We start from the raw sequence: 17,571 nt of genomic DNA on the forward strand, positions 1-17,571 counted from the left end.
AAAATCCTCAAGGCTTCTTATTTGACGGTCAAGACCCAAGCGGCCAACTTGTGGGCTTCGGCATCGTTGACTTGCGTGTTCGCAGGCATGGGCACGGGGCCCCACGTGCCTGCACCGCCTTTTTGAATTTTGCTGGCCAGTTTGTCGACAGCTGATTTATCGCCGGCATATTTCGCGGCCACGTCTTTGTAGGACGGGCCGACCAGTTTGCGGTCGAGTGCATGGCAGGCCATGCAATTTTTAGAGGTGGCCAGGGCCTGGTCTGCCAGCACCGGTGCTGACAAAGTGGTGGCACAGAGAAGGCCAAACAAAACGCGTTTCATAAAGTGTCCTTTGAGGTCAAGGGAGGTCGATTCAGTAGTCGTCCAACACCGCGCCTTTGCTGGCGCTGGAAGCGTTGAAGGCAAACTTGGCTTGCACGCCACGGGTGTAGCGCGGTGCGGGGGCTTTCCAGCCGACTTTGCGTTGGGCCAGGGTGGCGTCGTCGATGTTGAGTTGCAGCAGCAGTTGGCGTGCGTCGATGGTGATGGAGTCACCCTCGTGCACAAATGCGATGTTGCCGCCGGCAGCGGCCTCAGGCGCCACGTGGCCCACCACCATGCCCCAGGTACCGCCCGAGAAACGGCCATCGGTGATCAGGCCCACGCTCTCACCCAGACCTGCGCCAATCAAGGCGCCAGTTGGGGCCAGCATTTCAGGCATGCCTGGGCCGCCTTTGGGGCCGAGGTAGCGCAAGACCATCACGTCACCAGCTTTGATCTTGCCGTCCAAGATGGCTTTGAGGGCCGACTGTTCGTCGTCAAACACGCGGGCTGGGCCGGTGATGACGGGGTTCTTCAGGCCGGTGATTTTTGCCACGGCACCTTCGGGCGACAAGTTGCCTTTGAGCACGGCCAAGTGGCCTTCGGCGTACATCGGGTTGGTGATGGGGCGGATCACGTCTTGGTCAGCGCGCGGCACATCGGGAATGTCTTGCAGGGTTTCTGCAATGGTTTTGCCGGTGATGGTGATGCAGTCGCCGTGCAGCAGACCTGCAGCCAACAAGGTCTTCATGACCTGGGGAATGCCACCGGCGTTGTGCAGGTCAACGGCCAGGTACTTACCGCTGGGCTTCAAGTCGCAGATGACGGGCACTTTGCGGCGCACGCGCTCAAAGTCGTCGATGGTCCAATCCACGCCAGCGGCGTGTGCAATCGCCAAGAAGTGCAGCACGGCGTTGGTGGAGCCACCGGTGGCCATGATCACAGCGACGGCGTTTTCCAAGGACTTCTTGGTGACGATGTCACGAGGCTTGAGGTCTTTTTTGACGGCTTCGATCAGCACCTTGGCCGATTCTTGGGCCGAGTTCATCTTTTCGTCATGGGGGTTGGCCATGGTCGACGAGTAGGGCAGGGACATGCCCAGCGCTTCGAAGGCGGAAGACATGGTGTTGGCGGTGTACATGCCACCGCATGAACCGGTGCCGGGAATGGCGCGCATTTCGATTTGGTGCAGGTCTTCGTCGCTCAACTTGCCTGCGGCGTTTTCGCCCACGGCTTCAAACACGCTCACGATGTTGAGGTCCTGGCCTTTGTAGCGTCCTGGCAAGATAGTGCCGCCGTACACATAGATGGCGGGCACGTTGGCGCGCAACATGCCCATCATGCCGCCGGGCATGTTCTTGTCGCAACCACCCACCACCAGCACGCCGTCCATCCACTGGCCCTGCACGCAGGTTTCGATGCAGTCCGAAATCACTTCGCGGCTCACCAGCGAGTACTTCATGCCTTCGGTGCCCATGGCCATGCCATCCGAGATGGTGGGGGTACCAAAAATTTGCGCATTGCCACCAGCGGCTTCGATCGCAGCCACGGCTGCATCGGCCAGCTTTTGCAAACCGCTGTTGCAGGGCGTGATGGTGCTGTGACCGTTGGCCACGCCAATCATGGGTTTGCCAAAGTCGCTCTCTTGGTAGCCCATGCCGTAGTACATGGAGCGGTTGGGAGCGCGCGATTTGCCCTCGGTGATGTTGGCCGAGCGACGGTTGATTTTGATGGTTTTGGTGTCCATGGTGGCTCTGTGTAGGTCGTGAGACAGCAAGTTTACCCGCCACCAGAAGGGCACTCGGGGCAGGCACAATCACGCCATGCTGATGCACCCTTCGATCGATCCTGTTGCTTTGCAACTCGGCCCCATGGCCATTCACTGGTATGGACTGACTTACTTGGCCGCATTTGGCTTGTTCATGTGGCTGGCACGTTTGCGACTCCAACACGCACCTTATGCGCAGTTGGTGGCGCAAGGCGTCTGGTCCCAGCAAGACATTGAAGACTTGTTGTTTTACGGCGTAGTCGGCGTGATCTTGGGTGGGCGCGTCGGGTACTGCCTGTTCTACAAACCGGGCTACTACGCCGAACATCCGCTGGAGGTGTTGGCCTTGTGGCAAGGTGGCATGAGCTTTCACGGCGGCATGTTGGGTGTTATCTCGGCCATGGCTGTCTTTGCCTGGCAGCGCCAACGTCCTTGGCTGCTGGTGACTGACTTCATCGCACCTTGCGTGCCAACGGGACTGGCGGCCGGGCGTGTGGGCAACTTCATCAACGGCGAGCTGTGGGGCAGGGCCGCAGACCCTGCGCTGCCGTGGGCCATGGTGTTTCCACAAAGCGGCAGTTGGATGCCGCGCCATCCCTCGCAGGTGTATCAATTTTTAGGCGAAGGCTTGCTGCTGTTTGCGCTCATCTGGCTCTATGCCCGCAAGCCACGCCCAGTGGGGGCAGTCTCTGGTGCCTTCTTGCTGGGCTATGGCAGCTTTCGATTCATGGCCGAGTACTTCCGTGAGCCCGACGCCCACCTCGGGCTCTTGGCGCTCAACATGAGCATGGGCCAATGGCTGTGCGTGCCCATGGTGGTGGTGGGCGCTTGGCTGTGGGCGCATGCGCTAAAAGTTTCTAAGGCTTAAGGGAAAGTCCCCGCTTTTTAGGTATTTTTAGTACGCTCTTTGACTTCATAATTACGTGTAATTACAAGATTGTTCAAGAGGCTATTTCTCATGCGCGTGGTACATCACTCTTTGCACAACGATGTGGCTTCCCAGCTGCGCGCGCGCATTTTTGATGGCCAATTGCCCCCTGGCAGCTTTTTGGATGAGGTGGCTTTGTGTGCCCAGATGTCTATTTCCCGCACCCCTTTGCGTGAGGCGCTGAAAGTACTGACAGCCGAGGGCTTGATCCGTCATGAGCCACGACGTGGTTGCTTTGTGAACGAAGTCACCGAACAAGACCTGGACGATATCTTTCCCGTGATTGCTTTGCTCGAAGGGCGTTGCGCTTTTGACGCAGCGCGACATGCCAGTGACGCCGATTTGCAAGCGCTAGAAGTTTGGCACCAACGCTTGCAAACGCATGCACAAGCGGGCCATATCAATGCTTACTACGAAGCGAATTTCGCCATCCATGAAGCCATCATTCAACTTGCTGACAACAAGTGGTTGGCACAAGCCATTGCCGATTTGCGCAAAATTTTGAAACTGGCCCGCTTGCAACAGTTGCACGCGCCGGGCCGTTTGGCGCAAAGCCTGTCAGAACACCAGGCGGTCTTCGCTGCCATCCAGGCGCGAGACCCCGAGGCGGCAGAGCGCGCCATGCGCAACCATTTGCTACAGCAACGCGAAGCCCTGCGTGACTTGGCGCGCAGTCAGCGGCGGGTATTGACGGCATGAATCGACACAGCAAAGGACCGCTATGAGTGCAACGACTTGGTTGAACAGCAAATTGAACCTGCTGCGCAACGCCGCACCCGCGAGTGAAGCACCGCAAGTGCAAGATCGCTCGACCCGCGAACGTTTGGATGCCACCTTGCGCCACAACAAAGAGGCGTTGTCCCCACGTTCATTGCGTCGCACCTTGACCTTGCTGCAAGCGGTGGTTGACCCACGCGTGAGCGAAGTCGAAGGCGGCCGACGTGCCAAAGCGTTGGCCGAGTGGTACGCCGGCGCGGCTGAAAACGAGCGCCATGACCTGTGGCTGCTGATCAGCGAACAGTTTGGTCCAGATGCCACCAAGGTGCGCGCTGCCCGTGACGACTACGACGCAGCCTTGGGCACCGCCGACGAAGGCACGGCAGAAATCCGCCTACGCCGCGCCTTGGTGTCGCCGCGCACGCGCTTGCTGCAACGCTTTGCGGCTTACCCAGGTGGCATGCGCTTCTTGGTCGATTTGCGTGCGGAGCTGCTACCCAATCTAAAAGGCAACAAGCGGCTGTTGGCGCTGGATGCCGAACTGGAAAACCTGTTTTCTACCTGGTTTGATGTGGCATTTCTAGAGCTGCGCACCATCAGCTGGGATTCGCCTGCCTCGTTGATTGAAAAGCTCATCAAGTACGAAGCGGTACACGACATTCGCAGCTGGGCCGACCTGAAAAACCGTTTGGACAGCGACCGCCGTTGCTATGGTTTTTTCCACCCTAGCTTGCCCAATGAGCCCCTGATCTTTGTGGAAGTCGCTTTGCTCAACGAGATGGCCGACAGCATCATGCCCTTGCTCGACGAGGGCGCAGCCCCCGAGGATTTACAAAAGTCTAGCGTGGCCATTTTTTACTCCATCAGCAACACACAAGGCGGCTTGCGCGGTGTGAGCTTTGGCGACTCATTGATCAAGCGTGTGGTGGAAACCTTGCGCGCTGAATTTCCCAAACTCAAAACATTTGCGACCTTGTCGCCCATTCCTGGTTTGCGCTCTTGGTTGACCAAGAACCTCGAAGACATATTGACCCAACTCAACGACAAAGAGTTGTCTGCCTTGGGCCGAGAGATCAGCTTCGAGCCGCCCACGGCCACCCACGTGCTCGCTGCCATAGAGCAGCCTGTGGTGTTGGCAGCCCTGTCGGCCAAATCACCCTTGCGTTTGCTTCTCACCCGATGTGCCGCCCATTACCTCGGGCGTGGAAAACAGGGCGACCAAATGCTCGACCCGGTGGCCCGTTTTCATCTGGGCAATGGTGCGCGTATTGAGCGCATCAATTGGTTTGCCGACCCGTCATCCAAAGGCATCAAGCAGTCACACGGGTTGATGGTCAACTACCTTTACGATCTCAAACGCATCGACAAACACCGCCAACTCTTGGCCAAAGGGCAAGCCCCAGCGTCCGGTGAGGTCGAGGGCTTTTACTTTTCATGACGCAGACATCACAACACAGGAGACATCCATGAAAGAACGACAAATGAACGATGACCAACACCTCTTGGCTTCTCGCCGTGATGTGCTGCGTTGGGGCAGTGCAGGCCTCGCCGCTTACAGCTTTGGCGTTCAAGCCGACCCCAACTGGCCCAGCAAGCCCGTGACCATGGTGGTGCCGTTCCCAGCGGGTGGGGGCACTGACGCCTTTGCGCGTCCCTTCTCGGCTCAGTTTGCCAAGCAGTCAGGCAAGACCTTGGTGATCGACAACCGGGGTGGCGCGGGCGGCAACTTGGGCGCAGGCATTGCTGCCAAAGCTGCGCCTGATGGCTACACCTTGTTCATGGGCGCGGTACACCATTCCATTGCACCCGCCATGTACCCCAAACTCGAATACGACTTGGAGCGCGACTTTGTGCCCCTGGCCTTGATGGCCGTGGTACCCCAGGTGCTGGTGGTCAACCCGAAAAAAGTGCCTGGCGACTTCAAAGCCTTCATGGCACAGCTGCGCAGCAACCCCGGGCGCTTGAACTTTGGTTCGGCAGGTGGCGGCACCTCGCACCACTTGGCCGGTGAGCTCTTCAAGCTGCAAACCAAAACCTTCATCACCCACATTCCTTACCGGGGTGCGGGCCCTGCCTTGCAAGACCTGATTGCTGGCAATGTGGACATGATGTTTGATGGCCTGGGCTCTTCCGCCCAACACATCAAAGGTGGGCGCATCAAAGCGCTCATGGTGTCGGGCAACAAACGCAACGGGGCCTTTCCCGATGTGCCATGCGCCGCTGAGCTGGGTTTGCCTGACTACACCGTGACCACTTGGTACGGCCTGTGGGCACCCAAAGGCATACCCGCCGAAGTGCAAGCCCGCGCGATTGAAGAAGTGCGCAAGGCCTCAATGGCTGAGGACATCAAAGTGGCATGGGCCCAGAACGGCGCTGAATTTCCCAACATCACAGGCCCGCAATTTGGCACCTTTGTGAGCAACGAAATCAAACGCTGGGCTGCCGTGGTGAAAGCCTCTGGCGCCAAGCTCGACTGACCCTGACTGAACCTTTGACACTCCGGAACACCCGATGAACCACAACCTGTTCGCGGCCCTGCGCGCCGCATTTCCTTCTGACTTGAACGCCACCGCGGTCGAAACCGAAGATGGCCTGTGTTACAGCTGGCGCGACCTGGACCGCGCCAGCGCCATGATGGCCAATTTGCTGACTTCACTCAAACTGCCGCGTGGCGCGCGTGTGGCTGTACAGGTCGAAAAGTCGGTCGAAGCCATGATGCTCTACCTCGCCACCTTGCGCGCAGGGCTGGTCTTCTTGCCGCTCAACACGGCCTACCAAAGTGCCGAGATCGAGTACTTCGTGGGCAACGCCGAACCCTCGGTGGTGGTGTGCAGTGGCGCCAACTTTGGCTGGGTCAGCAAAATTGCCTTCAAAGCGGGCACGGCCCATGTGTTCACCTTGAACGACGACCGCACCGGCACCTTGCTGGAGCGTGCGGCGCATTGCTCAGACCAACACGCCGTGGTGCAAAACAAGGCCGATGATTTGGCCGCCATTTTGTACACCAGCGGCACCACCGGGCGCAGCAAAGGCGCCATGCTGTCGCACCACAACTTGCTCAGCAATGCACAAACCCTCAAAACCTATTGGGGTTGGAAAAAAGGCGATGTGTTAATTCATGCCTTGCCCATCTTCCACGTGCACGGTTTGTTCGTGGCCATCCACGGTGCGTTGCTGAATGGCAGCAAGATGTTCTGGATGTCCAAGTTCGACCCCAAGCTGGTGATCGCCAAAATGCCTGAAGCCACGGTGTTCATGGGCGTGCCCACGCTGTATGTGCGCATGCTCGCCGAGCCTTCGCTCACCCAAGCCCAGGCTTCGCACATGCGCTTGTTCGTGGCGGGCTCGGCGCCCTTGTTGATTGAAACTTTCCATGAGTGGCAGCAACGCACGGGTCACACGATTTTGGAGCGCTATGGCATGAGCGAAACCGCCATGCTCACCTCCAACCCTTACCAAGCCGATGCGCGCTATCCCGGTCAAACCGAGCGTCGTGGTGGCACGGTGGGCTTCCCCTTGCCGGGCGTGAGCTTGCGGGTGCAAGACGACCAAGGCCACAACTTGCCCGTGGGCGAGATTGGGGGCATCCAGGTCAAAGGCCCCAACGTGTTTGCGGGCTACTGGCGCATGCCTGAAAAAACCAAAGAAGAGTTCACCGCCGATGGCTACTTCAAAACCGGTGACGTGGGCAAGGTGGACGAGCGGGGTTATGTGGTGATCGTGGGGCGCAGCAAAGACCTGATCATCAGTGGCGGCTACAACGTGTACCCGGCCGAGATAGAGGGCTACATCAACGACATGCTGGGCGTGGCCGAGAGCGCGTTGGTGGGGGTGCCGCATCCCGACTTCGGCGAGGTGGGTGTGGCGGTGGTGATTGCCAAGCCCGGCGCGAAGGTGTCTGCCGACGCGGTGATTGCGGGCTTGAAGTCGCAGTTGGCGAATTTCAAAATTCCGAAGAAGTGTTTTGTGGTGGAGGCTTTGCCTCGCAACACCATGGGCAAGGTACAGAAGAATTTGTTGCGGGATCAGTACAAGGCGTTGTTCTGATTTTTTCCGCTCTCGTGTTCTATGGTGCTTCGCCAAGTCGATCAGCCAGTACCCGCTGCGGCTCCTCGCTGCGCTCTTGATGTCGCCGCATCAGGCACTGACTGCTCGCCTTGGCTACGGGGGGTGGTTGGTGTGCTGCTGTTTGGCTTCAGTCGCTACGCCAAGGCGATCAGCCAGTACCCGCTGCGGCTCCTCGCTGCGCTCTTGATGTCGCCACATCGGGCACTGACTGCTCGCCTTGGCTTCGAGGGTAGGTTGGCGTGCTGTGGTGGCGTGCGAAGAGCGAGTGGCAGAGGGCTTCACATGGCGACATTAAGAGCGAAGCGAGGAGCCATGTGAAGCCCTCTGCCACTCGCTCCCCACAGGAAGTAAAAAAGCGAGCAGCAGTGAGAGGCCCACCACAACTCGCTTTGCCAGAAAGAAAAAACTAAACCGATGCCGCGTTCACCCGTTGCGTGATGTGCGCCAACGCCTCTTCCACTTGGTCGATCAAGATCAAGCACAAGTCGCCTTTTTTCAAGCGCTCCATCGCCCGGTCAATCGCCAAGAACTCGCCGTGAATCTCGTCAATGTGCGTCGTGCGCTTGGCACCTTCCAAGCCCTGACGCAGCAAGCCCAACACCTCGCCATCGACACGGCCACGCTGACACGCGTCTTGGTACAGCACCACGTCGTCAAACACCTCGCCAATGATGCGGGTCTGCTCGCGAATGTCATCGTCGCGGCGGTCACCCGCGCCGCTGATCACCACGCTGCGGCGCTGGGCGGGCAGGTTGGTCACGGCTTGCACCAGCGCCTTGATGGCGTCTGGGTTGTGGCCGTAGTCGGCAATCACGGTGGCGCCTTTGTAATCAAACACGTTGAAGCGTCCAGGCACAGCGTGGCTGTCGCTCACAAAGGTAGCCAGGCCTTTGCAGATGGTTTGCCACGGCACGCCCACGGCCCACGCCGCTGCGATAGAGGCCATGGCGTTTTCAATCTGAAAGCCAATCGCACCGCTGCGCGTGACGGGAATTTCTGACAGAGGAATGCGCACCGAGTGGTTACCTTGCATGCACACAATCTGGTCGTCTTCCACAAACAACACGCGCTTGCCTTGGGCGCGGTGAGTGGCGATGACAGGGTGGTGCGAGTCCAAGCCAAAGAAGGTCACCTGGCCTGGGCAGTTGCCCGCCATGGCTGCCACGATGGGATCGGTGGCGTTGAGCACGGCCACGCCAGAGGTGGCCACGTTTTGCACGATCACGCGCTTCAAGACCGCCAGGTCTTCCACGGTGGAGATGTAGTTCAGGCCCAGGTGGTCGCCCATGCCAATGTTGGTCACCACGGCCACTTGGCAGCGGTCAAAGGCCAAGCCTTCACGCAGCATGCCGCCACGCGCAGTCTCTAGCACTGCCGCGTCCACGTCGGGGTGCATCAGCACATTGCGTGCGCTGCGCGGACCACTGCAGTCGCCGCTGTCGGTTTGACGGCCGTTCACATACACGCCGTCGGTGTTGGTCATGCCCACACGCAAACCGTGCGCACGCAGCAGGTGTGCGGTCAGGCGCACGGTGGTGGTTTTGCCATTGGTGCCGGTCACGGCAATGACCGGAATGCGGCCATCGTCGCCATCTGGAAACATGGTGGAGATGACGGCTTCGCCCACGTCACGGCCTTTGCCAAATGAGGGGTTGAGGTGCATGCGCAAACCCGGCGCGGCGTTTACTTCGACTACACCACCGCTTTGCTCTTCGAGGGGACGCAACACCGATTCGCACACCACGTCCACACCGCAAATGTCCAGCCCCACCATTTGGGCTGCGGCCACAGCGCGCAGGGCAACTTCGGGGTGCACATCGTCGGTCACATCGGTGGCGGTGCCGCCGGTGGACAGGTTGGCGTTGTTGCGCAAGATCACGCGCGCGCCTTTGGCCGGTACCGAGTCGGCGTCGTAGCCTTGCTCTTTCATGCGCGCCAAGGCGATGTCGTCAAAGCGAATTTTGGTCAGCGAAGTGGCGTGACCTTCGCCACGGCGGGGGTCGGCATTGACCAACTCCACCAACTCGCGCACAGTGTTTTTGCCATTGCCCACCACCAGCGGCGGTTCGCGGCGCGCGGCAGCGACCAGTTTGTTGCCGACCACCAGCAAGCGGTAGTCGCTGCCGGGCAAGAAGCGCTCCACCAGCACCTCTTCGCGGAACGAGGCAGCGGTGTTGTAGGCCTCCATTACACCTTCGCGGGTGGTGATGTTGACAGCCACGCCTTTGCCCTGGTTGCCATCGCGCGGTTTGACCACCACGGGCAGGCCAATTTCCTGGGCTGCTGCCCAGGCATCTTCAGCGTTTTTGACGGGACGCCCAAGAGGCACGGGCACACCTGCGGCGTGCAACAGTTTTTTGGTCAGTTCTTTGTCTTGCGCGATCGATTCGGCAATGGCGCTGGTGGCGTCAATTTCTGCGGCCTGAATGCGGCGCTGTTTGCTGCCCCAGCCCAGTTGCACCAAGCTGCCTTCGGTCAAGCGGCGAAACGGAATACCGCGCGTCAAGGCCGCGTCTACGATGGATCCCGTCGAAGGGCCAAGGCGGATGCCCTCGTCCAAGCCATGCAGTTGGTCGATGGCGGCTTCCACATCAAACGGCGTGTTGTTCAAGGCCGCCATGCACAGGTCGCGGGCCAGCTTCATGGCCAGACAACCCACCTCTTCTTGCGTGTACTCCACCACCACCTGGAACAAGCCTGCTTCGGGGGTGGAGGTGGTACGGCTGAAGGTGACAGGGCAACCGGCTTCGATTTGCAAATGCAGCGTGGCGGCTTCGAGCGCGTGCGCCATGCTGAGCTTGACTTTGCGGTCGGTGGGACGCAGGCTGCCAACGCCCGGAAACAGATGGCGCAATTGGTTTTCAAAGTCAGGGTGCTGGCTCAGATCGGCTTGATCGCCGTCGCAGCGCACCATGGCTTCCACCGCCGTGTGACGGGTCCAGAGGTTAGGGCCGCGCAGGGCGCGGATACGAGAAACTTCCATCAGCCATTCATCCTTGCAACGTCTTTGGCGACTTGGTGGGCAGCTTGCCCAAAATTTTTCAATCCTGCACGAATCAGCAGCGGGGCAATGTCCAGCGACCAAGCGGTCGCCACGGCGGCCAGCAGCGTGGTGATGTGCAAGCCATCTTTGAGCAAGCGTGCGATCAACTCCAAGTCGAGGTGGAACAACAAGGTTTCTTGGTCGCCGCGCGCCAAGGCCACATGGCCTTCTTTGCAGTACACGGCGCGTCCACCTTGCTGGCGATGCGCCACCAAGATCGGGTTGTCGCTGTCCTTGCTGTAAAAAATCACTTCGCCGTCGCTCAGCTCGGCCAAGCCAGCCACCGCTGCATCGTCGGCATTGAGCACGGCTGCACCGGTGGGCAGCACCAGGTCGACCTGCGTGCGAACGACGGTGCGCATTTGCTCCGGCGTTTGGATGTCGTGCAATTGAATCAGCACGTCATCGGTGGCGGGCATGTCGGTCACCACGCCCACTTGGCAGCGGTCGTAGGCCAGGCCTTCGTTGAGGATGTGCAGGGGCGAGCTTTCAAACACCGCAGCGTCCAGCGCACGGTTGATCAACAAGCGCTCGGCCACGTCAAAGCTGCGCCCGTCTTGGGTGCCCACATGGTGTTGGTCCATGTACAAACCGTCTTGACAGGCCAAGCCGGTGCGTTTGCCTGAGAGGTGCAACAACCAGGCCACCAGCTGTGAGAGTTGGGTGGTTTGGTGTGTCCCCACAATCCCCACCACAGGAATGCGGCCCGATTCGTTGGGACCAAACAAATGCTCGACGATGGCTTTGCCCACCGGTCGAGGTTGACCGCTGGCGGGTTTGATGTGCATCAGCAAGCCGGGGCCTGCGTTGACCTCGATGATGGCGCCACCGGTTTGCTCCAGAGGGCGCGTGATGTCTTGTGTGACGATGTCGATGCCGGCAATGTCGAGCCCAATCACACGCGCAGCCAAAGTGGCCACAGCGGCCACGTCGGGGTGCACCTGGTCGGTCACGTCAATGTTCAAGTTGCCGTTGCGTTGCACCACCACGCTTTTGCCTTTTTCCGGCACGCTCTCGGGCTCGAAGCCTTGACGCTGGATTTCAAGCAGCGACATCTCGCCGCGTGGGCTGCGCAGACGAATGGTGTCCAGTGGGTAACCTTCTGACTCACCACGGCGCGGGTCGATGTTGACCTGCGATTCAATCAGTTGCTCAACGGTGGAGATGCCGTCGCCAATGACGCAGGCGGTTTCGCCACGCGTGGCTGCCACCACGCGGTCACCCACCACCAACACGCGGTGTTCGTCGCCGCGCACATAGCGCTCCACCAACACGCTACTGCCTTCTTTCTCGGCAGCGGTCCAGGCGGCGCGCACGCCGACTTCGGTGTTCACGTCCAGCGACACGCCCCAGCCACGGTTACCGTCCAAGGGCTTGACCACCACGGGCAGACCAATGTCTTGGGCTGCTGCCCAGGCCTCGTCGGCACTCTCCACCTGTTGGCCCTCGGGCACCGGAATGCCGCATTGCGTCAACAAGCGTTTGGTCAGGTCTTTGTCGCTGGAAATACTCTCGGCAATTGCGCTGGTGCGGTCGGTTTCCGCTGTCCAGATGCGGCGTTGGCGTGCGCCATAGCCCAGTTGCACCAAGTTACCTTCGGTCAAACGAATGAAGGGCGTTTTACGCTCCACGGCGGCGTCCACAATGCAAGCGGTGCTGGGGCCCAAGCAGTGCTTGTCGGCAATTTGCTTCAAGCGGTTGATGGTGGCCGTCATGTCGTGTGGCAGGTTGTTGGCTGCCGCCATGACGATTTCACGGGCAGCCAAAAAGCTTTGACGGCCCAGCTCTTCATGCTCGGTACGAAACACCACTTTATAAACACCGCGCTTGCTGATCTCGCGGGCTTTGCCAAACTCGGCGCGTGCGCCGGCCAACAACTGCAATTCGATGGAGACGTGCTCCATGATGTGGCCCATCCAGGTGCCACCCACCAAGCGGGTCAAAAAGCCGCCACGATGACCCACACCGCAGTGGTGCTCCACCAGTCCAGGCAGCCAAGCGTTGAGTCGGTCGTTGAAACCGTCGATTTTGTTGGAAGGGTGGTCTTCCATCTCGCCCAGGTCGATCAGGGCTTCAATGATGGGACGGTAGGTCCAGATGTTGGGCCCGCGCAAATAGTTCATGCGCAAAATTTGGATGTCTTTGAAGGCCATGGTGTCAGCGCAAGGTGTGGGGGACAAGACAGGCAGCGTTCGCCAAAGAGGCGGCGATACAATGATTTGCAATCGTGCTCGGGTGCAACAAAGTCTTGGCTCCTGCTTCTATTTTTTACCGTACGTCGGTGAACATTCATCGAATCGGTACGGAAACTATCCAGAATGAATTCTTTTCTATCGGCTTTCGCCAACGTCGTCTTGCCGGAAGGTTGGAAAACTCCAGCCTTGGCGCAGCTGACTCCTCAAGAAAACGTTTTAGCGTGGTTAGAGGTTGACTTAGACAGCCACTTGCATTTCGCGCGCGGGCTGCTGATTGTGACAGACCAGCGGGTGCTTTCAGCCAATTCCTCGGCTGGTTCCGAGCTGCAATGGTCGTCCTGGCCCATCGTGGCGGGCTTGGTGATGACACACACCGACCATGCCGGTGTGGGCACCTTGAGTTTGCTCAACAGCGCGCAACGCATGGCGAGCTGGCGCTTCACCTTGACCCACAACGTGACGGCGATGCGTCTGCAAGAAACATTCGCAGCGCGTGTCGAGGTGTTGACCCACGGCGCCAGCTTGCAAACGCAAACCGAGGCGCGTTGCCCGCAATGCAAATTGATCCTCGAACACGCGGGCGATGAATGTCCTGTGTGTCACCGCGAGCAGCATGCACCGCTTTCCACTTGGGGCTTGTTTCGATTGTGGCGGTTTGCCCGTCCTTACCAATGGCGTTTGTTGGCTGGTTTTTTGTTGACCTTAGCCTCCACGGCAGCCACCTTGGTGCCGCCCTACATGACCATGCCTTTGATGGACGAGGTGTTGATTCCTTTCCAAAACGGCCAACCCATCGACACCGCCTTGGTCACGCTGTACCTGGGGGGTTTGTTGGGTGCTGCCATGCTGGCGTGGTGCCTGGGCTGGGCCAAGACCTACATCTTGGCCTTGGTGTCCGAACGCATCGGCGCGGACCTGCGCACCACAGCGTATGAGCACCTCATGCGCTTGTCGCTCGAATACTTTGGCGGGCGCCGCACCGGCGACTTGATGAACCGCATTGGCGCCGAGACCGACCGCATCTGCGTGTTCCTGTCACTGCACCTGCTCGACTTCGCCACCGATGTGCTGATGATTGTGATGACCTCTGCCATTCTGATCAGCATCGATGCGCACTTGGCCGCTGCCACTTTGCTACCCCTGCCGTTCATCGTGTGGTTGATTCACACCGTGCGCGACAAGCTGCGCACTGGCTTTGAAAAAATCGACCGTGTCTGGTCGGAATTGACCAACGTGTTGGCCGACACCATTCCCGGCATTCGCGTGGTCAAGGCTTTTGCGCAAGAAAAGCGTGAAGCCAACCGTTTTCGGGACGCTAACAAACACAACCTGGCAGTGAACGACCGCATCAACTTTGTGTGGTCGCTGTTCTCGCCCACCGTCACGCTGATGACCGAGGTGGGCCTGCTGGTGGTGTGGGGCTTTGGCATTTGGTTGGTGTCACAACATCAAATCACCGTGGGCGTTTTGACTGCCTTCTTGGCCTACATCGGACGCTTTTACACGCGGCTCGATTCAATGAGTCGCATCGTCTCGCACACCCAAAAAGCGGCAGCGGGTGCCAAACGTATTTTTGAAATTTTGGACCACGTCTCCAGCGTGCCCGAAGCCACGCAACCGCAAAAGTTACCCACGCCGCTGCAAGGGCGCATTGACATTCAAGACGCTGGCTTTCGCTATGGCAACCGCGCGGTCATTCGCAACCTCAACCTGAGCATTCGCCCTGGCGAGATGATTGGTTTGGTGGGCCAAAGCGGCTCAGGCAAGAGCACCTTGGTGAACCTGATTTGCCGCTTCTACGATTTGAGCGAAGGTGCCATCAAGGTGGACGGCATCGACATCCGCAACATTGCCTTGTCGGACTACCGCAGCCACATTGGCCTGGTGCTGCAAGAGCCGTTCTTGTTCTTTGGCACCATCGCCGACAACATTGCCTACGGTGTGCCTGAAGCCACGCGTGAGGACATCGTGGCCGCAGCCCGTGCCGCCCATGCGCACGAGTTCATCTTGCGCTTGCCCCAGGGCTACGACTCGCTGGTGGGTGAACGGGGTCAGGGCTTGTCCGGCGGCGAACGCCAACGCATTTCGATTGCACGTGCCTTGCTGATCAATCCGCGCATCTTGATCTTGGACGAAGCCACCGCCTCGGTCGACACCGAGACGGAGCAAGAAATTCAAAAGGCCCTGGACAACTTGGTGCAAGGCCGCACCACCATTGCCATTGCCCACCGTTTGTCGACCTTGCACAAAGCCGACCGTCTGGTGGTGATGGAGCAGGGCGTGATGGTGGAAGAGGGCGACCACGACACCCTCATGGCCCGCCAAGGTGCCTACTGGCGCTTGTACGAGGCCCAAGCCAAAAATGCCGAAGCGGTGCAAGTCAAGCTGGACAGTTCACGTGACGAGGAGATGGCATGAGTGCCCCGTTTCAACTCAACCTGGACCCCTTTGGCAAACTCATCGTGCGTCTGGCTGATGGCACGCAGCATGTGGGTGCGGTGGTGGTGCGGGCATTTCCAATTGCGGCGCCTCAGCGCAGCATTTCCATCTTGAGCCCTGAGGGCAAAGAGTTGGTTTGGATCGATGACTTGGCCCAAGTGCCCGAACATGAACGCAGCTTGGTCGAACAGGCCTTGCAAGGGCGTGAGTTCATGCCCGAGATCACGCGCCTGGATGGTGTGAACAGTTTTTCCACGCCCAGCATTTGGCGGGTGCAAACCAACCGAGGTGCCACAGAGTTGGTGCTCAAAGGTGAAGAAGACATTCGCCGCCTGAGCCCCACCACTTTGATCGTGGCCGACGCGCACGGCGTGCAGTTCTTGATCCGCGACTTGCCCTCGCTCGACCGCCACACCCGCAAGCTGCTGGACCGGTTCTTGTAAAGCCTCAGCGGCCCTGACAGGCCACAAAGAGGTCCCGCTCGGCCTGGTACACGCTGGTTTGCACGGCCATGGCACCTAAGACAGAGTGAAACAAATGGTCGTGCGACAGCGCACGGTCACGCTGGTTCTTCAGACACGCGGTGCTCACACCGCTCCAGCGCTCAAAGCCGGGTGACAGCCAACTGATCATGGCCACATGTTTTTGCACATCAGGTGCCATGCCATAGGGCAGTCCATGCAAGTAGAGGTTGTTCTCGCCCAACGACTCACCGTGGTCTGACACGTACAGCATGGCGGGCGAGCTGCTTGTTTCTTGGGTCTTCAGCCACCCAATGAGTCGCGACAAAAAGTAATCGGTGAACACGATGGTGTTGTCATACGCATTGACCACTTGCTGGCGGTCACATTGCGACAGCGAATTTTCTTTGCACTCAGGCTGGAATTTTTTAAATTCAACCGGCGTGCGTTTGTAGTATGCGGGTCCGTGGCTGCCCATCTGGTGCATCACCACCACCGTGCCGCGTGCGCGTTTTTCAGCCGGAAGTTTGGCTAACTCGGCGTCAATGCGCTTGAGCATCACGGTGTCACGGCATTCGCCGTCTTCACACTCGCCAGCGATGTTGAGCGAAGAGGTGTTGACGTTGGGCACACGGTCACACTGGTCTTTGCACCCCGATTGGTTGTCCATCCACAGCACCGCATAGCCCGCGCGTTGCAACACATCGAGCAGGTTTTCCGATTCGTTTTTGCGTTTGGCAAACCCTTCTCGCCCAAGATGCGAGAACATGCACGGCACCGACTCGGCGGTGCTGGTGCCACAGGAGGTGACCTGGCGAAAGCTCACCACGTTCTCTTTGGCCAGCAGGGGGTTGGTCAGGCGTTCATAACCGTTGAGCGAGAAGTTTTTGCTGCGTGCCGTTTCGCCCAGAACCAGCACCAACAGCGGCGGATGTGCAGTGTCCGCACTTTTGGCTGTGTGTGCCGCGATGCGCGCATCTTCGCCCAAGGCTTGCATGGGGCCGCTGCGTTGTTCGGACGGAATCACCGTCAAATCAAGAATGGCATACACACTGTTGAGCGGGTTGATTTGGTAGCGCAACTGGGTGTGGTTGCGCATCAGCGAGGCAAAGTCTTGAAACACCAACTGGGTGGCACCCAGCATGACCAATAGCGCAGCCACACACAGTCCCGCATTGCGCAGCAGTTGTTGGCCCCAGCGCACGGGGGCCCAGGTTTGACGCCACAGCCACCACAGGGGCAGGCCTGCCACCCAGGCCACGGTCAGACCCAAGCCCACACTCAGCTGGTCGCGCGCTTCACGGCTGTCGGTTTGCAACACATTGATCAGCATGGGCGTGTCCACCACAATGCCATAGCTCAGCATGTAGTGGGTGGCAAACCCGGCACACAACAGCAAGAAGCTGATGGCCGGCTTCAAGGTCCAGCGCCATGCCAGGAGTGACAGCAAGGCGGTCAACGCGCTGGCAATGATCAACGCGAACGCCCCCCCAAAAGCGACTCCCCGCCAGCCTGTCAGGTCTGGCAAGGCCCACAAGGTTTGCCACAAGGCGATGTTGCCCACCACAGCCAGCCACAGGCTGCTCAGCAATACCAGACTCAAGGCTGAACGTGGTGCACGCTCAGGAGGATTTAAAAACATCATGCGCA

The 17,571-nt window shown here is 59.2% G+C and carries 12 protein-coding genes; 7 read left to right on the plus strand and 5 right to left on the minus strand.

Annotated features, from left to right (window positions below; translation table 11 throughout):
• Positions 1 to 17 precede the first annotated feature (17 nt).
• Together B9Z39_RS01870 and ilvD are read right to left on the minus strand one after the other, a co-directional pair.
• A complete protein-coding gene (locus B9Z39_RS01870; RefSeq protein WP_100146022.1) occupies positions 18 to 323 on the minus strand; it encodes a c-type cytochrome in 306 nt (101 codons plus the stop codon).
• Positions 324 to 354: 31 nt separating this feature from the next.
• Entirely contained in the window at positions 355 to 2,049 is a 1,695-nt protein-coding gene (gene ilvD, locus B9Z39_RS01875; RefSeq protein ID WP_108300507.1) for a dihydroxy-acid dehydratase, read from the minus strand.
• 76 nt (positions 2,050 to 2,125) lie between these two features.
• Between ilvD and lgt the strand changes: the two genes are divergently transcribed.
• The 5 genes from lgt to B9Z39_RS01900 all read left to right on the plus strand — a co-directional run bounded on the left by lgt (position 2,126) and on the right by B9Z39_RS01900 (position 7,762).
• A complete protein-coding gene (gene lgt, locus B9Z39_RS01880; protein WP_108300508.1) occupies positions 2,126 to 2,938 on the plus strand; it encodes a prolipoprotein diacylglyceryl transferase in 813 nt (270 codons plus the stop codon).
• Positions 2,939 to 3,028: 90 nt separating this feature from the next.
• Positions 3,029 to 3,697 (plus strand): GntR family transcriptional regulator, encoded by a 669-nt coding sequence (locus B9Z39_RS01885; protein ID WP_100146016.1) that lies wholly within the window; start codon positions 3,029 to 3,031, stop codon positions 3,695 to 3,697.
• Between the two features lie 22 nt (positions 3,698 to 3,719).
• Complete coding sequence (locus tag B9Z39_RS01890) at positions 3,720 to 5,153, plus strand: malonyl-CoA decarboxylase (RefSeq protein WP_108300509.1); 1,434 nt, start codon at positions 3,720 to 3,722, stop codon at positions 5,151 to 5,153.
• 28 nt (positions 5,154 to 5,181) lie between these two features.
• Complete coding sequence (locus tag B9Z39_RS01895) at positions 5,182 to 6,192, plus strand: tripartite tricarboxylate transporter substrate binding protein (RefSeq protein WP_108300510.1); 1,011 nt, start codon at positions 5,182 to 5,184, stop codon at positions 6,190 to 6,192.
• A 34-nt stretch (positions 6,193 to 6,226) separates the two neighbouring features.
• Complete coding sequence (locus B9Z39_RS01900; protein ID WP_108300511.1) at positions 6,227 to 7,762, plus strand: malonyl-CoA synthase; 1,536 nt, start codon at positions 6,227 to 6,229, stop codon at positions 7,760 to 7,762.
• A 427-nt stretch (positions 7,763 to 8,189) separates the two neighbouring features.
• Here the strand turns inward: B9Z39_RS01900 and cphA (B9Z39_RS01905) are convergent, their stop codons facing one another.
• Together cphA (B9Z39_RS01905) and cphA (B9Z39_RS01910) are read right to left on the minus strand one after the other, a co-directional pair.
• Positions 8,190 to 10,766 (minus strand): cyanophycin synthetase, encoded by a 2,577-nt coding sequence (gene cphA, locus B9Z39_RS01905; RefSeq protein ID WP_108300512.1) that lies wholly within the window; start codon positions 10,764 to 10,766, stop codon positions 8,190 to 8,192.
• The gene (gene cphA / locus B9Z39_RS01910; protein ID WP_108300513.1) at positions 10,766 to 12,979 is read right to left on the minus strand and encodes a cyanophycin synthetase; all 2,214 of its coding nucleotides are present in this window, start codon (positions 12,977 to 12,979) and stop codon (positions 10,766 to 10,768) included. The genes cphA (B9Z39_RS01905) and cphA (B9Z39_RS01910) overlap by 1 nt, the downstream gene beginning before the upstream one ends.
• Positions 12,980 to 13,144: 165 nt before the next feature.
• Between cphA (B9Z39_RS01910) and B9Z39_RS01915 the strand changes: the two genes are divergently transcribed.
• Together B9Z39_RS01915 and B9Z39_RS01920 are read left to right on the plus strand one after the other, a co-directional pair.
• The gene (locus B9Z39_RS01915; RefSeq protein WP_108300514.1) at positions 13,145 to 15,439 is read left to right on the plus strand and encodes an ABC transporter ATP-binding protein; all 2,295 of its coding nucleotides are present in this window, start codon (positions 13,145 to 13,147) and stop codon (positions 15,437 to 15,439) included.
• The gene (locus B9Z39_RS01920; RefSeq protein WP_108300515.1) at positions 15,436 to 15,903 is read left to right on the plus strand and encodes a DUF1854 domain-containing protein; all 468 of its coding nucleotides are present in this window, start codon (positions 15,436 to 15,438) and stop codon (positions 15,901 to 15,903) included. Before B9Z39_RS01915 ends, B9Z39_RS01920 begins: the two co-directional genes overlap by 4 nt.
• Positions 15,904 to 15,907: 4 nt before the next feature.
• Here the strand turns inward: B9Z39_RS01920 and B9Z39_RS01925 are convergent, their stop codons facing one another.
• On the minus strand, positions 15,908 to 17,566 hold the full coding sequence (locus B9Z39_RS01925) for a phosphoethanolamine transferase (protein WP_158269439.1): 1,659 nt from the start codon (positions 17,564 to 17,566) through the stop codon (positions 15,908 to 15,910).
• Positions 17,567 to 17,571: the final 5 nt, after the last annotated feature.

The organism is Limnohabitans sp. JirII-29 (assembly GCF_003063395.1).
Lineage (GTDB): Bacteria > Pseudomonadota > Gammaproteobacteria > Burkholderiales > Burkholderiaceae_C > Limnohabitans.